The sequence below is a fragment of the Polaromonas sp. P1_H6 genome, assembly GCF_056405195.1.
Window position 1 is genome coordinate 54,367 of sequence record NZ_JBFUCN010000001.1, and the last position, 18,337, is coordinate 72,703.

An 18,337-nucleotide genomic window follows, 5' to 3' on the forward strand; every position below is an offset into this window, starting at 1 on the left:
CGATGCGGGTTGCGGGGTTGGAAAAATTTACGCGACGGACTGGTATTGCGCCGGCCGCGTGGCCAGGGCTTTTTTGACGACGGCTTCGACGAATTCGCGCTCGGCGCCTATCAGCGGCAGGCGAGGGCGGCGCATGTGCTCGGTGCCCACGCCGACCAGGGCGTCGATGAGCTTGAGGTTTTGCACCAGCTTGGTGGACACGTCCAGGTGCAGCATGGGCGTCATCCATTGGTAGAGCTTGAGCGCTTCGGCGAATTTGCCGGCCTTCATGAGGTCATACAGCGCCACGGTTTCGCGCGGGAAGGCGCAGCCCACGCCGGCCAGCAGGCCGTCGCAGCCCAGCGCCAGGCCTTCGTAGGCCAGGTCGTCCACGCCGAGGAAGAGCTGGTAGCGGTCACCCACGGTGTTGCGCAGGTCGGTGATGCGGCGGATGTTGTCGGTGCTCTCCTTGATGGCGACCAGCCATTCGCAATCGGCCAGCTCGGCCATGTGCTCGGGCTTCAGGTCAACCCGGTAGGCGACCGGGTTGTTGTAGATCATCAGCGGCTTGCGTGCGGCTTCGGCCATGGTGCGCACGTTGAGCATGGCTTCGCGCGCGTCGGCCACGTAGATCACTGAGGGCATGACCATGAAGCCGTCCACGCCGAGCTGGTTGGCGCCGGCGATGTAGCGCAGCGCCTCGCGGGTGCTGGTCTCTGACACATTGGCCAGCACCGGCACACGGCCCTTGCTGGCGTCCAGGGCGATCTTGGCGACCTGGAGCTTTTCTTCGAGCGACAGCGTGCTGGCCTCGCCCAGCGAGCCGCAGGTCACCAGGCCGTGGATGCCGTTGCGGATCTGGAAATCGATGTGCCGGGCGGTGCCCTCGGCGTCGATGCTTTCGTCGGCGTGGAATTTGGTGGTGATGGCGGGAAAAATGCCTTGCCAGCGGGGGTTGTTCAAGGGAGTGCTCCTAAAAGTGCGGGGTTGAGATTGGATGGATGTAAATATATTAAGAAGATATTTAAATTATCTTTATAGGGTATTAAGCAGCTTGCGTGCCAGCTTTTTTGGGGGTAAAGGAGGGTTGGAAAGAGGATTTCGGCGCCGGAATGCGGCATGTGTTGCGCTCTCGTGCCAGGGCGGTGCGCGAGGGCACCGCCTTGATGCGCCGGCCCTGTGCGGGGGATCGCCCCGGGGCGGGGCTGTCGCGGGCCCCAAGCCTATAATCGAATGTTCAAGTAAATCAAGCGCTTAGGTGGGTTCGACGCAGTGGGTACGACCTGAGGTCGCCGGCGGCCGGCCACCTTGCCAGACCACAAAATCCAAGATGAGCCAGCCCACCTTTACCGTCGCCGACATCCGCAAGACCTTCCTCGATTTCTTCGCGTCCAAGGGCCACACCGTGGTGCCTTCCAGCTCACTGGTGCCGGGCAACGACCCGACGCTGATGTTCACCAACTCCGGCATGGTGCAGTTCAAGGACGTGTTCCTCGGCACCGACAAGCGCCCCTATGTGCGCGCCGCGTCCGTCCAGGCCTGCCTGCGCGCCGGCGGCAAGCACAACGACCTGGAAAACGTGGGTTACACCGCGCGCCACCACACCTTCTTCGAGATGCTGGGCAACTGGAGCTTCGGCGACTACTTCAAGCGCGAGTCGCTCACGTGGGCCTGGGAACTGCTGACCGTGGTCTACAAGCTGCCGCCCGAGCGCCTGCTCGCCACGGTGTACGAGGAAGACGACGAGGCCTACGACATCTGGACCAAGGAAATCGGCCTGCCGCCCGAGCGCGTCATCCGCATCGGCGACAACAAGGGCGGCCGCTACAAGTCCGACAACTTCTGGATGATGGCCGACACCGGCCCTTGCGGCCCCTGCTCGGAAATCTTTTACGACCACGGCGACCACATCCCCGGCGGCCCGCCCGGCAGCCCTGGTGAAGACGGCGACCGCTTCATCGAGATCTGGAACAACGTGTTCATGCAGTTCGACATGGCGGCCGACGGCAGCGTCACGAAACTGCCCGCGCCCTGCGTGGATACCGGCATGGGCCTGGAGCGCCTGGCCGCCATCCTGCAGCACGTGCACAGCAATTATGAAATCGACATCTTCGACGCGCTGATCAAGGCCGCCAGCCGCGAAACCGGCGAGAAGGACCTGGGCAACAAGAGCTTGTTCGTCATCGCCGACCACATCCGCGCCACCGCCTTCCTGGTGAGCGACGGCGTCAACCCGTCCAATGAAGGCCGCGGCTACGTGCAGCGCCGCATCATCCGCCGCGCGATCCGCCACGGCTACAAGCTGGGCAAGAAGACGCCGTTCTTCCACAAGCTGGTGGCCGACCTGGCCCGCCTGATGGGCGACGCCTACCCCAAACTCAGGACCGACGAAGCCCGCATCACCGCCGTGCTCAAGGCCGAGGAAGAGCGTTTCTTTGAAACGCTGGAGAACGGCATGGAACTGCTATTGCGGGAAATCAATACTCTTGTTGATATTTCGCAGACCGAGTTCAAGGACAACACTTCGAGCATCTTGCTGAATGGAAAGACAGCATTCCTGTTGCACGGTACTTACGGGTTTCCGATTGATCTGACGGCAGACGTTTCTCGTGAATTTGGTATTGGTGTTGACGAAGTTCAGTTCAAAATCGAGCTTGAAGCGGAGAAAGCGCGTGGCCGCGCAGCCGGCAAGTTCAAGATGGACCGCGCGCTGGAATACACCGGCGGCGGCAACACCTTCACCGGCTACGAGTTGCTCGAAGAGCCCGCCAAGGTGGTGGCGCTGTACGCCGACGGCGTGGCCGTGCAGGCCCTCAACGCCGGGCAAAGCGGTGTGGTGGTGCTCAACACCACGCCTTTCTATGCCGAAAGCGGCGGCCAGGTCGGCGACCAGGGCCGCATCACCGCGGCCGGCGCCGGTTTCGCGGTGGACGACACGCTCAAGATCCGGGCTGATGTGTTCGGCCACTACGGTGTGCAGGAAGAGGGCACGCTGAAAGTCGGCGATGCGGTGATGGCGCAGGTCAATACCGCTGTGCGCGCCGCTACCGTGCGCAACCACAGCGCCACGCACTTGATGCACAAGGCACTGCGCGAAGTGCTGGGCGACCACGTGCAGCAAAAGGGCAGCCTGGTGAATGCCGAGCGCACGCGCTTCGACTTCGCGCACAACGCGCCAGTTACCGACGCGCAGATCCGCGAGATCGAAGCGCGCGTCAACGCCGAAATCCTCTCCAACGTGGCAACCGATGCCACCGTGATGGCCATGGAAGATGCGCAGAAATCCGGCGCGATGATGCTCTTCGGCGAAAAGTACGGTGAGACCGTGCGCGTGCTGACGATCGGCTCCAGCAAGGAGCTCTGCGGTGGCGTTCACGTCAAACGTACCGGTGACATCGGCCTCTTCAAGATCGTCGCCGAAAGCGGCGTGGCGGCGGGTGTGCGGCGCGTGGAGGCCGTGACCGGCGAGAACGCGCTGGCCTACCTGCAGTCGCTCGAATCCACGGTGCAGGCCGCGGCCGGCTCGCTCAAGGCCAGCCCCTCGGAACTGCAGGGCCGCATCGGCCAGGTGCTGGACCAGGTCAAGGTGCTCGAGAAAGAAATCGCCGCGCTCAAGGGCAAGCTGGCATCCTCGCAAGGCGACGAGCTGCTCACGCAGGCGGTGGACGTCAAGGGCCTCAAAGTGCTGGCCGCGAAGCTCGAAGGCGCCGACGCCAAGACGCTGCGCGACACCATGGACAAGCTCAAGGACAAACTCAAGACGGCCGTCATCGTGCTGGCCGCGGTCGACGGCGACAAGGTGCAGATCGCCGCTGGCGTGACGGCCGACAGCGTCGGCAAAGTGAAGGCCGGTGAGCTGGTCAACTTTGTGGCCCAGCAAGTCGGCGGCAAGGGTGGCGGCAAGGCCGACATGGCCATGGCCGGCGGCACCGATGCGTCCAAGCTGGGTGATGCGCTGAAGTCGGTGCAGGGCTGGGTGGCTGAGCGCGCCTGACGACCTTCCGCTTTACCAAGCGCTTAAAACATCAAGGCCGGTTTCCCGAGGGAAGCCGGCCTTTTTCTTTGCCTGGCGAAAGGGCTAAACCGCAGCCCAGAACACCGCGAACCAGTGGTTCGGATCGGTCCAGTACTTCACGTGTTTGAAACCGGCCTGCCGCAGCAGCGCCGTCATGCCGTCCACCGTGTATTTGTAGGAGCATTCGGTGTGGATGCGTTCGCCGGCCTTGAAGCGGCGCTCGTGGCCGGGCCAGTGCACCGTCAGGTCGCAGGCGGCTTCCAGGTGCATCTCGATGCGCGACTCGGCGGCATTGAACAGCGCCACATGCCGCCACTGCCGCACGTCGAAGTCCGCGCCCAGCAAGCCGTTGATGTTGAGCAGCAGGTTTTTGTTGAAGGCGCCCGTCACGCCCAGCGCATCGTCATAAGCGGCCTCCAGGCGCGCCGTGTCTTTCACCAGGTCTATGCCGAGCAGCAGCCCGCGCGCCTTGCCCTGCGCCGGGTCGGCGATGTGCCGCAGGAATTGCAGGGCCTGCGCGGGATGGAAGTTGCCCAGGCTGGAGCCGGGATAGAAAAACACGCGCTCGTGCGACTGGACTTCCTCGGGCAGCGCCAGCCCGGCCGAGAAGTCCATGCCCAGGCCGACGATGTCCAGCGCCGGAAAGCTGTTCTGTACCTGCTCGGCGGCGTCGCGCAGAAAGTCGACGGAGATGTCGACGGGCACGTACTGGCGCGGCTGCAGATGGGGGATCAGCGTGACGGCCTTGGCGCAGTTGCCCGCGCCGAGGTCGATCAGGCAAGGCCGGCGTATGCCCGCGTCGGCCAGCGTCGCGGCGATATGCCCGTGCGCCGCCTCGAAGATGCCGGCTTCGGTCCGCGTGGGGTAGTACTCGTCCAGGCCGGTGATGGCCTCGAAGAGCCTGGAGCCCAGTTCGTTGTAGAAAAATTTGGGCGACACATGGGCCGCCGCGGCCAGCAGTCCGTCCGTCAGCTCTTGCGTCGTCGCCTGCACCGCCTGCGCGTCGCTGTCCGGACGGTAGAGGGCGATGAATTGCGGCGAGGCGGGAGGCAGCTGGAGCGAAAGGGCCGAGATGTTGAGTGGGAGGTTCAAGATTCGCCTTGGCTACGGTTAGTTGGTTATGTCGTTATGACGTTAGATTTAAAAGCCGTTTGGAAAGGACGTTTGTAGGACTGAATCGCTTTGGGGGCAAGAGGGTGCTTGCCATTTCCCGCCCTATATAGGGTTTGCGGCGGCGCGCGGCTTCCGGGCCTATGCCGCGTCCAACATTTAGTCGCCCAATGCCTTTGTTTCTTACAAACGCGCAAAGGCCGCGCTCAAGGTCAAATGCCTGACGCCTTGCTTGCGTTTGGGGCGGCGTCGCGCAGGTGTTGCGCCAGCTGGGCGACGATGGGCCGGCTGGCTTTGGCGGTCCGCTGAAGGATGCCGATTTCACGGTAAAAAGTGTGTTCCCCGAGCGGGATGGCCCGCACATTGGCGGGCAGCGGATCAGGCCCCTCGACCATGGGCACCAGGGCCACGCCCAGCCCGTTGGCCACCAGCTGGATCAGGCCCTGGATTTCGTCGAGCTCGATGGATTCATTCACGCTGAGCTGCATGTCGCGCAAAAACCGCTCGACCAGGCGTCCTCCGAAAGACTTCCGTTCATAGCGCAGAAAGGGCTGGGCCTGAATCAGCTTGCGCCAGTCCTTGCCTTTCAGGGTTGCGGGCACCAGCAGCATGAAAGGTTGATGGACCAGCGGCTGCCAGTTCAATTCGGGCAGCAGGCCGAAGGGCGGGCGTATGGTGATGGCCATGTCGATCTCGCCGGCGTCAAGCTGGTCCATCAGGTGCATGGACACGCCCGGCACCAGGCTCAGGCGCAGCGTCGGGTATTTCCGCCGCAGCGGCACCAGCGCGCGCGGCAGCAGCGAGGACTGCACCGAGGCGATGGCGCCGATGCGCAGCAGGCCGCCGTCGCTGCCCTGGTCCGGCAGGTCGCCGAGTTTTGCGAAGAGGGCCAGCAGTTCTTCAGCGCGCGACAGTGTCGTGGCGCCGGCCGCGKTGAGTGTCGCGGCGCGCCGGGTGCGGTCGAACAAGGCGAAACCCAGCGATTCCTCGAGGCGCTTGATCTGGCTGCTGACGGCGGACTGCGTCAGGCCCAGCCGTTCGCCCGCGGCGGCAAAAGTGCCGTGGCGGGTCACGGCGATAAAGGTGCGGAGTTCCGTGATCATTTTTCAATCATCGATTATTTTGTCTCTCAGAGCCAATATATATCGCTTTTCATGATCAGTTGATGGTTTTACAGTGGGGCAGGTTTTATCCATCCGCTCTCCTCACACTTTCCTTACGCTCTCCTGAAAGAACAGCCATGACAACACCCCACGCCACTGCCGCCATTCCCTTTCACCTCGCCTTTCCGGTCCATGACATCGCCGCCGCGCGCCGGTTTTACGGCGATGTGCTGGGTTGCCCCGAAGGCCGCAGCTCCAACGAATGGGTGGACTTCAATTTCTACGGCCACCAGATCGTCGCCCACCTCGCACCGGACGAATGCGGCCACAAGCAGACCAGCGCGGTCGACGGCCACGACGTGCCCGTGCGCCACTTCGGCGCGGTGCTGCCCATGCCGGTATGGGAGGCGCTGGCTGCCAAGCTCACGGCCGCGGGCACCGATTTTGTGATCGAGCCGCATATCCGCTTCAAGGGCGAACCCGGCGAACAGGCCACCATGTTTTTCCTCGACCCGTCCGGCAATGCGCTGGAATTCAAGGCCTTCGCGACGCTGGACAACCTTTTCGCCAAATAGCAGAAGCCGGCATGGCTGGGTGGGGGAGGCCGGGTTTTGCTACCCTCGGGCGTTCACCACCGAAACCCTTGTCCATGCCTCCAGCGCTTTCTTCCCGCCGCCAATTCCTGCAAGCTTCGATCGCCGCAAGCGCCGGCGCCGCCTGGCTTCAAGCCCGGGCCCAGGGCCTGACGGGCCCGGCCTATGAGGTCAGCCCCTGGGCCGGCCCGGTTTCCGCGCTGGGGCTGGTCGACACCACCGGCAAGACCTGGCAGCCCGCCGACCTGCGCGGCCGCGCGGTGCTGCTGAATTTCTGGGCCAGCTGGTGCGAACCCTGCCGCGCCGAGATGCCCACGCTGCAACAGGTCGCCGACTTTTACGGGCCCGACAAGCTGCTGGTGCTGGCCGTCAACTTCAAGGAGCCGGCCGCGCGCGCGCTGCAGTTCGCCAAAACCACCGGCGTGAGCTTGCCCGTCCTGCTGGACCTCAAGGGCGAGGCGGCCCGCCGCTGGGGCGTGAAGGTGTTCCCGACGACGCTGATGATGGACAGCGCGGGCCGGCCGCGCCTGCGCGTGAAGGGCGAGGTCGACTGGACCGGGCCCGCGGCTGAAAAACTGATCGCCGGGCTGCTGAAGCCTTGAGTTTGGCCTCGCCGGCAAGGCAAAGGCGATAATCGCAGGCTGACATCCTGGGGCATCTTTACCTGCCCCGGTGCACGTCGCCCTCACCCTACCCGGAGATCCTGGATGACCACCGTACGCCGAGCCTTTCTGAAAAACACCGCGGCCGCCGCCATGGCCGCCGCCCTGCCTTCCCTCAACTTCGCCCAGACGGCGCCCGCGCCCAGCCGCGGCCACTTCGCGCCGCAAAGCGGCGCCTGGCGCACGTTTGATGTGACCACGCGCGTGGACATCGTCAAGCCGCAGGGCCTGACCAAAGTCTGGCTGCCGATTCCCTCGGTCAACAGCGACTACCAGTATTCGCTGGGCAACAGCTTTTCGAGCAACGGCAGCACGCAGCTGACGCAAGACGGCCGCGACGGCGCGAAGATGCTCTACGTTGAATTCCCGGCCTCCGAAGCCAGGCCCTTTGTGGAACTGACCAGCCGCGTGCAGACCCAGGGGCGCGCCATCGACTGGTCGCAGAAAACCGCGCCGGCCGAAAGTGCCGACACGCTGCGCTACTTCACCCGCCCGACCATGCTGATCCCGACCGACGGCATCGTGCGTAAGACCGCGGTGGCGGCGACGCAAGGCGCGAAGACCGACGTCGAGAAAGCGCAAAAACTCTATGACTGGATCGTCGCCAACACCTACCGCGAACCCAAGGTGCGCGGCTGCGGCGAAGGCGACATCAAGACCATGCTGGAAACCGGCAACCTGGGCGGCAAGTGCGCCGACCTGAATGCGCTGTTCGTCGGCCTGTGCCGCTCGGTCGGCCTGCCGGCCCGCGACGTCTACGGCATACGCCTGGTGCCTTCGGCCTTCGGCTACAAGGAACTCTCGGGCAACCCGGCCAGCCTCAAGGGCGCGCAGCATTGCCGCTCCGAGGTCTACCTCAAGGGCCACGGCTGGGTGGCGATGGACCCGGCCGACGTCGCCAAGGTCATGCGCCTGGAAACGGCAGACTGGATCAAGACCACCACCAACCCAGTGGTCGCGCCCGTCAACAAGGCGCTGTTCGGCGGCTGGGAAGGCAACTGGATGGCCTACAACACGGCGCACGACCTGGCCCTGCCGAAGGCGGCCGGCGAGAAGCTGGGCTTCTTTATGTATCCCATTGGCGAGAACGCGGCGGGGCGCTTTGATTCCTACGCGCCGGATGATTTCAAGTACCAGATTACTGCAAAAGAGATCAAGGCCTAAGCATCCTCATTGCGTGCAGCTCCACCAAACTTCAGTAGTTGAGTGAAATGCGGACAACTCTGAGGCAAAAAATTGTTGCTGTCTGCGAAAGCAAGATCAGTGAGAAAGGGGCTAGCGTCGGCTTGTCCTTCTATGCGTTCTTCCATAACAAGAATGACAATCCGGAACTCTTGATGGAAGCCGCGAAATGGTGGATCCAAACGCACCAATTGGATCACTTCGAAAAAGCGGTGAAGATAAAACGCTTGGTCGAGCAAGAAATTTCATAGTCGCGGTGTCAATGGATCTCAGCCTTTTGCGTTGCCCTCACTCCCCCTGTGAGGCCTAACCCTTCAATCGTTAGGCGCCACCATCAATGACCACTTCACAAGCCCTCAAAATCTCACTGCTCGTCTATTCGCTAATTCATGGTGTGATCTTCTGGCTCGCCCAGAAGGGGAAGATTTTGCCCATGTTGCCAACTCTGGGCGTGATTCTTATTTGCGCATTGAGTCTTGCTTGGGTCCACCTCGATGCAGTTGAGAAGAAGCATTCGCCGGAAAGATGGCTTCTAGTGCTCTCGTTTTTGTTCCCGATAGTCGGTGTCCCGATTTACTTGCAGAAGTACCGTGACGAGAACGCGCGCCGAAAGTCTTTGCGCGGATTCACTGGCTTCACAGTCCTGATGTTCGTTCTATATTTTTCCGGTACTTTCGTCGCTGACTTTATTGGCTGAGAGATATTTGGTTGAGCCTCTGATGTCAGCCCTTAATCCCCGCAGAAGGCTTCTATCTGCGACTGGGTTTGAGCAGATGCCGCCGGCCATGACCGGACTCGGGTTGGCTTAGGGCGATATATACCAAGGCCTGATCAAGGCTGCAGGTCCCGCAGCGCCAACCGGCTTTCAAAGCGTCGCTGCTCGCCTGTCACCGGGTCCATGAACGAAATGGATTTGGCCAGCAGCTGCAGCGGAAAGCGGTAATCGTCGTCCGGCGTGTGCTCCACCGGCGGGTACATGCGGTCATTGCGCAGCGGCAGGCCGAGCGCATTCATGTGCACGCGCAACTGGTGCTTTTTGCCCGTCACGGGGCTCAGGGCATACAACGCATGGTCGCCGCGCACTTCGATCACATCGATCTGCGTTTTGCTGTTGGCTTCGCCGGGCACCTCACGTTGCCGGAAAAAAGGCTCGTCTTCGACGATGCGGCTTTCGCGCGTGAGGGGAAAGCCCATATCGCCGCGCCATGGCGCCACCGCTTCGTAATGCTTGGTGACTTCATGACGGCGGAACAGTGACTGGTAGGCGTCGCGCTCAGCCGGGTTGACCGAGAATAGCACCAGGCCCGCAGTTTCGCGGTCAATGCGGTGGATAGGTACCAGGCCGTCGATGCCGAGCCGGTTTTTCAGGCGTACCAGCAGGGTCTCTTGCAGGTAGTGGCCCGAGGGCGTCACTGGCAAAAAATGCGGTTTATCGGCCACCACCAGGTGTTCGTCCTGGAACAGCACGGTCTCTTCAAACGGGATGCGGGGTTCTTCGTCCAGTGCGCGGTAGTAGTACACGCGCATATGGCCGCGGTAGGGGCGTTCGGCGGTAACGGCTTCGCCGAATTCATCGACCACCAGGCCATCCTGCATGCGCTGCAGCCATACCTCGCGCGAGATGGCCGGGAAGCGCTCCACCAGGAAGTCAGTGATGCTGGGCCAGCTGCCAGCCGGCAGGCCGACGCAACTGGGGCTGATGCCGGCCCGCGTGGCCAAACCATGCAGCCCGAGCTTGGGTGTCTTGCTCACACCCGCACAGCCGGGAGATCACACACGGGTGAACACCACGTCCCAGACACCGTGCCCCAGCTTGATGCCGCGGTTCTCGAATTTGGTCAGGGGCCGGTAAACCGGCTTGGGCGCATAACCACCTTGGGAAGCGTCGGCCGTGTTGCGCAGCAGCGGCTCGGCAGCCAGCACCTCGAGGATCTGCTCGGCATAGGGTTGCCAGTCGGTGGCGCAGTGCAGGTAGCCGCCGGGCTTGAGGCGGGCCGCCAGCTTGGCGACCAGCGGCGCCTGGATCAGGCGGCGCTTGTTGTGGCGTTTTTTGTGCCAGGGGTCGGGAAAGAAAATATGCACGCCGTCCAGGCTGGCCGGCGGAAGCATGTTGTCTATCACTTCGACGGCGTCGTGCTGCAGGATGCGGATGTTGGCCAGCCCCTGTTCGCTGATGCGTTTGAGCAGTGCGCCTACCCCCGGGGTGTGCACCTCGCAGCACAGGAAGTTTTTCTCGGGCATCAGGGCGGCGATGTGGGCCGTCGCTTCGCCCATGCCGAAGCCAATCTCGAGGATGGTGGGGGCCGAACGCTGGAAGACGGCCTCGAAGTCCGCCGGTTCAGCTTTGTAGGGCAGCAGGAACTGAGGGCCCACGTCGGCGAAGGCCTTGGCCTGGCCGATGGTGGTGCGGCCGGTGCGCCGCACAAAGCTGCGGATGTTGCGGGGAGCGCCCGGTTCGGCGGCCGCGCCCTCGGAGGGCTGGTCGGGGAGGGTGGCGGGCGGGGTGGGGGAGTTGGTATCTGTCACCGCTTGATTTTAAGTCGCTCCGCCCACGGCGGCACGGCCTGCCCCAGCCAGTCCTGCGGCGAGGCGGCGCTGGCTAGCAACGGCAGGCCGAGATCGGCACCCGCCTGCCGCAGCAAGGCGAGCGGCTCGCGGGTGTCCAGGGCCCGCGCGCCGTTCTGTTTGGAGAGCTTTTCGCCGTTGGCACCCAGCACCAGCGGCGTGTGCAGGTAACGCGGCAGCGGCAGGCCCAGCGCGCGCTGCAGCAGGATTTGCCGCGCCGTGTTGTCGGCCAGGTCCTCGCCGCGCACGATGTCCGTGATGCCCTGGGCCGCGTCGTCGACCACCACGGCCAGCTGGTAGGCCCACAGGCCGTCGGCGCGCTTGAGCACGAAGTCGCCGACTTCATGGGCCACGTGCTGCGATTGCGGGCCCAGCAGGCGGTCCTGCCAGCTGACAGGTGCATGCGCCTGCGTGTCCAGCCGCCAGGCGCGTGCGGGGCGTCCGTGCAGGCCGCCGCGGCAGGTGCCGGGATAAACCAGTTCGCCGTGGCGTTCGCGTGCCTGCCCTGAAGCCGCCAGCGCGCGGGCGATGTCCTGGCGCGTGCAGGCACAGGGGTAGGCCAGCCCGCGGGCGATCAATGAATCCAGCGCCTGCTGGTACAAGTCGCCGCGCTTTGACTGGTACACGGGCGGCTCGTCAGGCACTAGCCCGCATTGAGCCAGTTGTTCAAGAATGATGAGGTCGGCGCCCAGCACGCAGCGCGGCGTGTCAACGTCCTCGATGCGCACCAGCCAGCGGCCCTGGTGCGCGCGCGCATCCAGCCAGCTGGCCAGGGCGGCTACGAGTGAGCCGGCGTGCAGCGGGCCGGTTGGAGAGGGGGCGAAGCGGCCCCGGTATTCGGCGCCCACGCCGATTTCGCCTTTGGCGTTCAGGCCAGCTCTAGAGCCATTTCAAGGCCCGAGACAAAACCGTCTTCCACGCGATGCCCCAGGCACCAGTCGCCGCAGGCGCCTATGCCCGATTTGGCGTCCCAAGCATGGGTTTTGCCCAGGGGCTGCAGGGTCTGGGCATGGCGCCAGCGATGCACCACGGCATGGGGCGGCGCCGCGCGTATGCCGGTGACTTCGGTGAAGGCTTTGAGCAGCTTGGCCTTGACGCGCTCGGCGTCGTCTTCGAGGTGGCGCTGCGACCAGTCGGGGCTGGCCTGCACGGTCCAGCGCTCGATGGGGCTGCGCCCGGGCTTGGACGACTCGCGCGCCAGCCAGGCGATGCGGTGATGGGTGCTGCGCGCGGCGTTCCAGTGCGGGCCCAGGTGGACCATCGTGGGCTGCATGGCCTGGGGAAAGGCCAGCATCAGCGTCCAGCAAGGCGCCACGCTGACTTTGGACAATTCGGACATCAGCGGCTTGCCCTGTTGCGAGCTCAGCAGCAGGGCATGCGCCTGCGGTGAGGGCAGGGCCAGTACCACGGCGTCAAAACCCGAGTGCACCAGGCTGCCGGCGCCCGGGCCTTCGGTCTGCAACTGCCATTGCTCGGGGTGCAGCTTGTCGCGCTCCAGCCTGATCACTTCGGTTTCAAGTTGCAGGCGGCCGGCGGCCGCCAGGGGCTGCGCCCATTGGCGCACCAGTGCGTTCATGCCCGGCGTGGCAACCCAATGCGCCTCCTTGGGCGGCAGCGCCGAGGCGACGACGCGGCCCAGCTCGTCCAGGATGCGCACGGTGTTGGCGCTCCAGGGCCGCACCAGCCCGGACGCCGTGGCCAGGGCTTTTTCGAAACGCGGGTCACGTGCGGTGAAATATTGCGTGCCGTGGTCGAAGCCGCCGAATTCGCTGTCGCGGGTGGCCATGCGTCCACCGGCTTCACGGCTTTTCTCGAACACCGTGACATCATGCCCGGCCTGCGCCAGCGTGCGCGCGCAGGCAATACCGGCGATGCCGGCACCGATGACGGCGATGCGGCGCCGGGCCGCGGATTCAGGAAGGGGGAGGGCAGAATTTTTTTTCATGTCTGAGGTCTTTATGTTTCTTTGGGGTTGACGAATAAGGCGCCTTGCTGCTCTCGCATGCAATTCACGGCCCCCCGGCGTTGGTCATCACATCTCAACCATAAACGAAAACCATAGGCACACTCTACACGCAGGCCGGGCTCCTGCGCTCAGATTGCGAACCGACTACGGGTTTTCACAGGGACTGGTCCCGCTCCAGCAGCGCTTTTCGCGTGGCCGTGCTCTCCAATTGCTTGAGCCACCACTGCAACGCGCGGCCCTCCTTGCCGTCGGGCGCACGCAGCCAGGCATAACTCATGGGCACCTGGCGCGGGGCACGCTGCATGCGTTTTTCCACCAGCCGGCCGGTGATGACGTGGGGGCGCGCCAAATATTCCGGCAGGAAACCGCCGCCCAGCCCGCGCAGCTGCGCCTGGAGTTTTTCCTGCATGCCGGGCACGGTGAAGATGTCCTGCCCGCCCAGCAGGCCCACCGTGATGCCGCTGCCGCGCTGCACCGAATCGGCGACCGCCACGGCGCGGTGCGGCATCAGCATGGCGTCGGTTACGGGCTCTGTGGCCTGCGCCAGCGGGTGGTGCGGCGCCACCGCATAAATGAAATGGATGCTGCCCAGTGTTTTGTGCTGCACCGAGGTATTCACCGCCGGCTCGATGGCCACGCCTATGGCCAGGTCGGCCTGGCCCGAGGTGAGGGCCTCCAGCGTGCCCGACAGCGCTTCCTCGCGCAGGCGCAGGCGGGTGGGCGGGTTCAGCGCGAAAAATGCCTCGCACAGCTCCATCACCGTGGTGCGCGAGATCACGCTGTCGACCGCCAGTGTGAGCTGCGGTTCCCAGCCCGTGGCCACGCGCTTGACGCGGTTGGCCACGGCGTCGAGTTCGGCCAGCAGGCGGTTGCCTTCGCGCAGCAGTTCCTTGCCGGCTTCGGTCAGTTTTGCCTGGCGTGAAGAGCGGTCGAACAGCAGCACGTCCAGCGCGTCTTCGACCTGGCGGATGCGGTAGGTCAGGGCGCTGGGGACCAGGCCCAGCTCGCGCGCCGCCGCCGCCATGCTGCCGGCGCTGTGAATGGCGCCTATCAGTCCCAGGGTTTCCGGCGTCAGGGCATCACGCACGCGGTTGTTGATCGTTGCCATAAGAATGATTCAAATAATTTGAATGATGCCATCAAAGCGCGGCAATGGAAAGCGGGGCCCCCGCGCCTACATTGGAGTCATCGCAAACGAATCACAACGCAGCTCAACGCACCTTGAAAGGAGCACCTCATGATGACTTTAAGAACTTCCAGCGAACGCGGTTACGCCGACCACGGCTGGCTCAAATCCTTCCACTCCTTTTCGTTCGCCGGCTACTACGACCCGGCCCACATGGGCTTCGGCAACCTGCGCGTCATCAATGAGGACCGCATCGCGGCCGGCCGCGGCTTCGGCACCCATGGCCACCAGAACATGGAAATCATCAGCTATGTGCTGAGCGGTGAGCTCGCGCACAAGGACAGCATCGGCAACATCAAGGGCATCCCGCCCGGCGACGTGCAGCGCATGAGCGCCGGCACCGGCGTGCAGCACAGCGAGTTCAACCACGCCGACGGCCAGACCACACACTTCCTGCAGATCTGGATCGAGCCCAATGTGACCGGCATTCCCCCGAGCTATGAGCAAAAGACCTTTGCCGATGCCGAAAAGCGCGGCGCCCTGCGCCTGGTGGCTTCACCCGACGGCGCCAAGGGCTCCGTGCTGATCCATGCCGATGCCCGGCTGTATGCCGGCCTGTTTGACGGCACGGAAAGCGCCACGCTGGCCTTGAGCGCAGCACGCAAGACCTATGTGCACCTGGTCCGCGGGCAGCTTGAAGTCAACGGCCAGCTGCTGAAGGCGGGCGACGCCGCGGCGCTGCAATCGGAAGCCACGCTGCAACTGGCCCATGGCCGGGACGCCGAAGTGCTGGTGTTCGACCTGGCGCCATAGACTGCAGGGCCCGATAACACCCTGTAACCCATCACCCGGGGCAAGCGTTGAATGCGCATCGGCGCATAGCGCTTGCCCAGAGTGTTTTTTTCCTCCATCATTTCCCCCGTTTACTTCATTAATAAGGACTCACCATGCTCAATTCCCTGCAAAACCCTCTCTCCCTGATCGGCCGCCTGCTGCTGGCCCTGCTGTTTGTGCCTGCCGGCTTCAGCAAGATCGCAGGTTTTACCGGAACGGTCGGCTACATTGCCTCCAAAGGCGTGCCGCTGCCTGGAGCCGCAGCCGCCATCGCCATCGTGGTGGAACTCGGCCTGGGCATCCTTCTGGCCGTAGGCTTCCAGACGCGCTGGGCCGCGCTGGCCATCGGCGTTTTCACGGTCGTCATCACCTGCATCTTCCATGCCTTCTGGACCGACCCCACGCAACAAATGATGTTCTTCAAGAATATGGCCATCGTCGGCGGCCTGTTCAGCATCGCGGCTTTCGGCGGCGGCGCCTGGAGCGTGGACGGCCAGCGCAAAGGCTGATCCGAAAAAACGAGGGCTGCAGCGAGGGCGTTCGCACCCGGGCTGCAGCCCTTTTCCTTTTGTTTGCCTCGTTTCTTTTATCCTCTTATCCATTCCCCGCGAAAGATTCGAATGCCCAAAGTTGTCGTGATTTACCACTCCGGCTACGGCCACACCCAGCGCATGGCGCAGTCGGTGGCCGAAGGCGCGGGCGCCGAGCTGCTGGCCATAGACGCCGACGGCAACCTGCCCGAAGGCGGCTGGGAAACCCTGAATGCCGCCGACGCCATCATCATGGGCTCGCCCACCTACATGGGCAACGTCAGCTGGCAGTTCAAGAAATTTGCCGATGCCTCGTCCAAGCCCTGGTACAGCCAGGCCTGGAAAGACAAGCTCTTCGCCGGCTTCACCAACAGCGCCGCGATGAACGGCGACAAACTCTCCACGCTGAATTACTTGTTCACGCTGGCCATGCAGCATGGCGGCATCTGGGTCAGCCAGGGCATGCTGCCCAGCAACAGCAAGGCCGCGCTGCGCAACGATGCCAACTACCTGGGCTCCTACAGCGGTGCCATCGCGCAGTCGCCGTCCGATGCCGGCGCCGGCGAGATGTCCGCCGGCGACCTGGAAACGGCGCGCAGCTTCGGCGCGCGTGTCGCCACCGTCGCGGCGAAGTTCGCGCCGTGACCCGGCTTTTTCCCTAGCGCACAGGAACCCCATGACCATTGAACTCCAACGCGATCTCACCGCTGCGATGGCGCAGCAGGTGCAGATCCGCAACCACAGCTTTACCGCCGACGTCAGCGAGGCCGAAGGCGGCGCCGACACCGGTCCCAGCCCACACGACCTCTACGATGCGGCGCTGGGCGCCTGCAAGGCCCTGACCGTGATGTGGTACGCCCGCAAAAAAGGCATCCCGGTCAAGGACATCCACACGCGCATTGAACGCGATGATTCACAGGAGCGCAGCGGTGTGTACAAGCTCGCTGCCAAACTCCAGATCATGGGTGACCTGAGCGACGCCCAGTTGCAGGAGCTGCATGCCGTAGCGCAGAAGTGTCCCGTGCACAAACTCATGACCACGGTCACGACCGAAATCACCACCGAACTGGAGCGCCTGCCATGAGCGTTGCACTCAAACTCACGGGCCACCACAAAGACCTGGGCGGCGGCTTCATGGTGCGCCGGCTGCTGCCTTCGGCGCTGCAGCAGTCCGTCGGCCCCTTCATCTTTTTTGACCATTTCGGCCCCGTGACCGAGCTGCCCGGCACCAACCATGACGTGCGGCCGCACCCGCACATCGGCCTGGCGACGGTCACCTACCTGTTCGAGGGCGCCATGATGCACCGCGACAGCCTGGGCTCGGCCCAGCGCATAGAGCCCGGCGCCATCAACTGGATGACCGCCGGCCGCGGCATCGTGCATTCCGAGCGCGCGCCCGAAGACCTGCGCGGCACCGCCTATGTGAACCACGGCCTGCAGCTGTGGGCGGCATTGCCCAAGGAGTTTGAGGAAACGGCGCCCGTGTTTTCCCACACGCCGGCGGAAACGATTCCTTCCACCACGGTGGACGGCGCCCGGGTGCGCGTCCTGGTCGGTGAGGCCTTCGGGGAAACTTCGCCCGTCAAGACTTTTTCCAGGACGCTTTACCTCGACGTGGCCCTGGCCGCCGGCACGCCTTTCACGCTGCCGCCGCTGGCCGAGCAGATGGCGCTGTATTCGGTGGACGGCGACCTGCAGGTCGACGGCGAGCCGCTGGCCATGCACACCCTGGCGACGCTCGCGCCCGGTGCGGCTGTGCAGCTCAGCGCGGGTGCGGCGACTCGTTTGGTGGTGATAGGCGGCGACGCGCTCGATGCGCACCGCTTCATGTGGTGGAACTTTGTCTCCAGCCGCAAGGAGCGTATCGTGCAGGCCGGCGAGGACTGGGAGGCGCAGGCCATGGGACAAGTGCCCGGCGAGACTGAATTCATTCCGCTGCCGGAGCGGAAATTCACGGCGGGCTGAAGCCGGGGCCCCAGGCTGCCGCGCCCGGCTTGCTTACACGCAGGTCAAGAGAATTTTCGCGAGCGCTTCGGGAGCCAGCCGGGGCACATCGTGCGCGCAGTCCAGGCGATGCGTGGCCCATTCGGGGTCCAGCCGCAGGCGTTCGTACAGCGCGATAAACGGGCTTCCTTCCCAACCGAATGCCGCGATGTAGGCTTTGCCGCTGACCTTGCGCCAGTCGCCGGTCAGGTTGATCGCCTGCAGGAAGGTGGCCATGGGATGGGGACGGCAGCGCATGTCGAGATGGGCCGCCGGCGCGCAAGCCAGACCATCGGCGGCCGCGCCGGCGATGAAGCGCTCCCGATAGCTCGGGGTGGTGAGCGACCAGACCGAGGCACCGTTGTCCGGCACATAGGCGTCGACATAAACGATGGCCTTGATGCGCGATGGCGCCCTGTCCGCCGCGCCGGTGGTGACCATTCCGCCATACGAATGACCGACAAGGATGGCAGGCGCATCGCGCCCGCGAAGCGCTTGAACTACCTCGTTGATGTGGTGCTCGAGATTGGTCCCATTCGCGGGCTCGTCATCCAGCCCCGAGAGTGTGAGCGCCTGGACTTCGTGGCCTTCTTTTGCCAGCGCCTGGCTGACGGCGTCAAATGCCCAGCCTCCGTGCCAGCCACCCGGTACCAGGACAAATCTTGCCATCGCTGGAGACCGCGTTCGCG

20 protein-coding genes are annotated in these 18,337 nt (G+C 64.1%); 11 read left to right on the forward strand and 9 right to left on the reverse strand.

Annotated features, from left to right (window positions below):
* Window positions 1-27: 27 nt before the first annotated feature.
* Window positions 28-942 (reverse strand): dihydrodipicolinate synthase family protein, encoded by a 915-nt coding sequence (locus AC1D1F_RS00270; protein ID WP_477676941.1) that lies wholly within the window; start codon window positions 940-942, stop codon window positions 28-30.
* Window positions 943-1,309: 367 nt separating this feature from the next.
* Here AC1D1F_RS00270 and alaS point away from each other — a divergent pair, with 367 nt between their 5' ends.
* A complete protein-coding gene (gene alaS / locus AC1D1F_RS00275; RefSeq protein WP_477696907.1) occupies window positions 1,310-3,973 on the forward strand; it encodes an alanine--tRNA ligase in 2,664 nt (887 codons plus the stop codon).
* A gap of 84 nt (window positions 3,974-4,057) precedes the next feature.
* Here the strand turns inward: alaS and egtD are convergent, their stop codons facing one another.
* The gene (gene egtD, locus AC1D1F_RS00280; protein ID WP_477676707.1) at window positions 4,058-5,086 is read right to left on the reverse strand and encodes an L-histidine N(alpha)-methyltransferase; all 1,029 of its coding nucleotides are present in this window, start codon (window positions 5,084-5,086) and stop codon (window positions 4,058-4,060) included.
* 230 nt (window positions 5,087-5,316) lie between these two features.
* Window positions 5,317-6,207, reverse strand: a complete 891-nt coding sequence (locus AC1D1F_RS00285; protein WP_477700618.1) for a LysR family transcriptional regulator — start codon at window positions 6,205-6,207, stop codon at window positions 5,317-5,319.
* A 137-nt stretch (window positions 6,208-6,344) separates the two neighbouring features.
* On the opposite strand from AC1D1F_RS00285, the gene AC1D1F_RS00290 reads away from it, so the two are divergent.
* The 5 genes from AC1D1F_RS00290 to AC1D1F_RS00310 all read left to right on the forward strand — a co-directional run bounded on the left by AC1D1F_RS00290 (window position 6,345) and on the right by AC1D1F_RS00310 (window position 9,341).
* Window positions 6,345-6,782 carry a VOC family protein gene (locus tag AC1D1F_RS00290; RefSeq protein ID WP_477676705.1) on the forward strand — a complete coding sequence of 146 codons (438 nt, stop codon included), beginning with the start codon at window positions 6,345-6,347 and terminating at the stop codon, window positions 6,780-6,782.
* 74 nt (window positions 6,783-6,856) lie between these two features.
* Window positions 6,857-7,402: a TlpA family protein disulfide reductase gene (locus tag AC1D1F_RS00295; RefSeq protein WP_477676704.1), complete on the forward strand. Its 546-nt coding sequence runs from the start codon at window positions 6,857-6,859 to the stop codon at window positions 7,400-7,402.
* 105 nt (window positions 7,403-7,507) lie between these two features.
* Window positions 7,508-8,626, forward strand: coding sequence for a transglutaminase-like domain-containing protein (locus AC1D1F_RS00300; RefSeq protein ID WP_477676703.1), 1,119 nt, complete (start codon window positions 7,508-7,510; stop codon window positions 8,624-8,626).
* A 47-nt stretch (window positions 8,627-8,673) separates the two neighbouring features.
* Window positions 8,674-8,895, forward strand: a complete 222-nt coding sequence (locus AC1D1F_RS00305; RefSeq protein ID WP_477676702.1) for a DUF6500 family protein — start codon at window positions 8,674-8,676, stop codon at window positions 8,893-8,895.
* An 86-nt stretch (window positions 8,896-8,981) separates the two neighbouring features.
* Complete coding sequence (locus tag AC1D1F_RS00310; RefSeq protein WP_477676701.1) at window positions 8,982-9,341, forward strand: hypothetical protein; 360 nt, start codon at window positions 8,982-8,984, stop codon at window positions 9,339-9,341.
* A gap of 134 nt (window positions 9,342-9,475) precedes the next feature.
* On the opposite strand, the gene AC1D1F_RS00315 is transcribed toward AC1D1F_RS00310, so the two are convergent.
* The 5 genes from AC1D1F_RS00315 to AC1D1F_RS00335 form a co-directional block, all read right to left on the reverse strand.
* Entirely contained in the window at window positions 9,476-10,396 is a 921-nt protein-coding gene (locus AC1D1F_RS00315; RefSeq protein WP_477676700.1) for an RluA family pseudouridine synthase, read from the reverse strand.
* A gap of 18 nt (window positions 10,397-10,414) precedes the next feature.
* Window positions 10,415-11,170 carry a tRNA (guanosine(46)-N7)-methyltransferase TrmB gene (trmB, locus tag AC1D1F_RS00320; RefSeq protein ID WP_477676699.1) on the reverse strand — a complete coding sequence of 252 codons (756 nt, stop codon included), beginning with the start codon at window positions 11,168-11,170 and terminating at the stop codon, window positions 10,415-10,417.
* On the reverse strand, window positions 11,167-12,057 hold the full coding sequence (gluQRS, locus tag AC1D1F_RS00325) for a tRNA glutamyl-Q(34) synthetase GluQRS (RefSeq protein ID WP_477676698.1): 891 nt from the start codon (window positions 12,055-12,057) through the stop codon (window positions 11,167-11,169). Before gluQRS ends, trmB begins: the two co-directional genes overlap by 4 nt.
* Window positions 12,058-12,077: 20 nt before the next feature.
* Window positions 12,078-13,154 carry an NAD(P)/FAD-dependent oxidoreductase gene (locus tag AC1D1F_RS00330; RefSeq protein ID WP_477676697.1) on the reverse strand — a complete coding sequence of 359 codons (1,077 nt, stop codon included), beginning with the start codon at window positions 13,152-13,154 and terminating at the stop codon, window positions 12,078-12,080.
* A gap of 175 nt (window positions 13,155-13,329) precedes the next feature.
* A complete protein-coding gene (locus tag AC1D1F_RS00335) occupies window positions 13,330-14,283 on the reverse strand; it encodes a LysR family transcriptional regulator (protein ID WP_477676696.1) in 954 nt (317 codons plus the stop codon).
* 129 nt (window positions 14,284-14,412) lie between these two features.
* On the opposite strand from AC1D1F_RS00335, the gene AC1D1F_RS00340 reads away from it, so the two are divergent.
* The 5 genes from AC1D1F_RS00340 (at window position 14,413) to AC1D1F_RS00360 (ending at window position 17,630) form a co-directional block, all read left to right on the forward strand.
* Window positions 14,413-15,114, forward strand: coding sequence for a pirin family protein (locus tag AC1D1F_RS00340; protein WP_477655671.1), 702 nt, complete (start codon window positions 14,413-14,415; stop codon window positions 15,112-15,114).
* Between the two features lie 134 nt (window positions 15,115-15,248).
* Window positions 15,249-15,644, forward strand: a complete 396-nt coding sequence (locus AC1D1F_RS00345) for a DoxX family protein (protein ID WP_477696307.1) — start codon at window positions 15,249-15,251, stop codon at window positions 15,642-15,644.
* 111 nt (window positions 15,645-15,755) lie between these two features.
* Window positions 15,756-16,310 carry a flavodoxin family protein gene (locus AC1D1F_RS00350; RefSeq protein WP_477676694.1) on the forward strand — a complete coding sequence of 185 codons (555 nt, stop codon included), beginning with the start codon at window positions 15,756-15,758 and terminating at the stop codon, window positions 16,308-16,310.
* 31 nt (window positions 16,311-16,341) lie between these two features.
* Window positions 16,342-16,749, forward strand: a complete 408-nt coding sequence (locus AC1D1F_RS00355) for an OsmC family protein (RefSeq protein ID WP_477676693.1) — start codon at window positions 16,342-16,344, stop codon at window positions 16,747-16,749.
* Entirely contained in the window at window positions 16,746-17,630 is an 885-nt protein-coding gene (locus AC1D1F_RS00360) for a pirin family protein (protein WP_477696308.1), read from the forward strand. The genes AC1D1F_RS00355 and AC1D1F_RS00360 overlap by 4 nt, the downstream gene beginning before the upstream one ends.
* Before the next feature lie 33 nt (window positions 17,631-17,663).
* Here AC1D1F_RS00360 and AC1D1F_RS00365 read toward each other — a convergent pair whose 3' ends face one another.
* Entirely contained in the window at window positions 17,664-18,317 is a 654-nt protein-coding gene (locus tag AC1D1F_RS00365; protein ID WP_477678410.1) for an alpha/beta fold hydrolase, read from the reverse strand.
* Window positions 18,318-18,337 lie beyond the last annotated feature (20 nt).

Coding starts and splice junctions, on each gene's coding strand:
- alaS (WP_477696907.1), top strand. CDS start 1,310: ATGAGCCAGCCCACCTTTACCGTCGCCGACATCCGCAAGACCTTCCTC.
- AC1D1F_RS00290 (WP_477676705.1), top strand. CDS start 6,345: ATGACAACACCCCACGCCACTGCCGCCATTCCCTTTCACCTCGCCTTT.
- AC1D1F_RS00295 (WP_477676704.1), top strand. CDS start 6,857: ATGCCTCCAGCGCTTTCTTCCCGCCGCCAATTCCTGCAAGCTTCGATC.
- AC1D1F_RS00300 (WP_477676703.1), top strand. CDS start 7,508: ATGACCACCGTACGCCGAGCCTTTCTGAAAAACACCGCGGCCGCCGCC.
- AC1D1F_RS00305 (WP_477676702.1), top strand. CDS start 8,674: ATGCGGACAACTCTGAGGCAAAAAATTGTTGCTGTCTGCGAAAGCAAG.
- AC1D1F_RS00310 (WP_477676701.1), top strand. CDS start 8,982: ATGACCACTTCACAAGCCCTCAAAATCTCACTGCTCGTCTATTCGCTA.
- AC1D1F_RS00330 (WP_477676697.1), bottom strand. CDS start 13,154: ATGAAAAAAAATTCTGCCCTCCCCCTTCCTGAATCCGCGGCCCGGCGC.
- AC1D1F_RS00335 (WP_477676696.1), bottom strand. CDS start 14,283: ATGGCAACGATCAACAACCGCGTGCGTGATGCCCTGACGCCGGAAACC.
- AC1D1F_RS00340 (WP_477655671.1), top strand. CDS start 14,413: ATGATGACTTTAAGAACTTCCAGCGAACGCGGTTACGCCGACCACGGC.
- AC1D1F_RS00345 (WP_477696307.1), top strand. CDS start 15,249: ATGCTCAATTCCCTGCAAAACCCTCTCTCCCTGATCGGCCGCCTGCTG.
- AC1D1F_RS00350 (WP_477676694.1), top strand. CDS start 15,756: ATGCCCAAAGTTGTCGTGATTTACCACTCCGGCTACGGCCACACCCAG.
- AC1D1F_RS00355 (WP_477676693.1), top strand. CDS start 16,342: ATGACCATTGAACTCCAACGCGATCTCACCGCTGCGATGGCGCAGCAG.
- AC1D1F_RS00360 (WP_477696308.1), top strand. CDS start 16,746: ATGAGCGTTGCACTCAAACTCACGGGCCACCACAAAGACCTGGGCGGC.
- AC1D1F_RS00365 (WP_477678410.1), bottom strand. CDS start 18,317: ATGGCAAGATTTGTCCTGGTACCGGGTGGCTGGCACGGAGGCTGGGCA.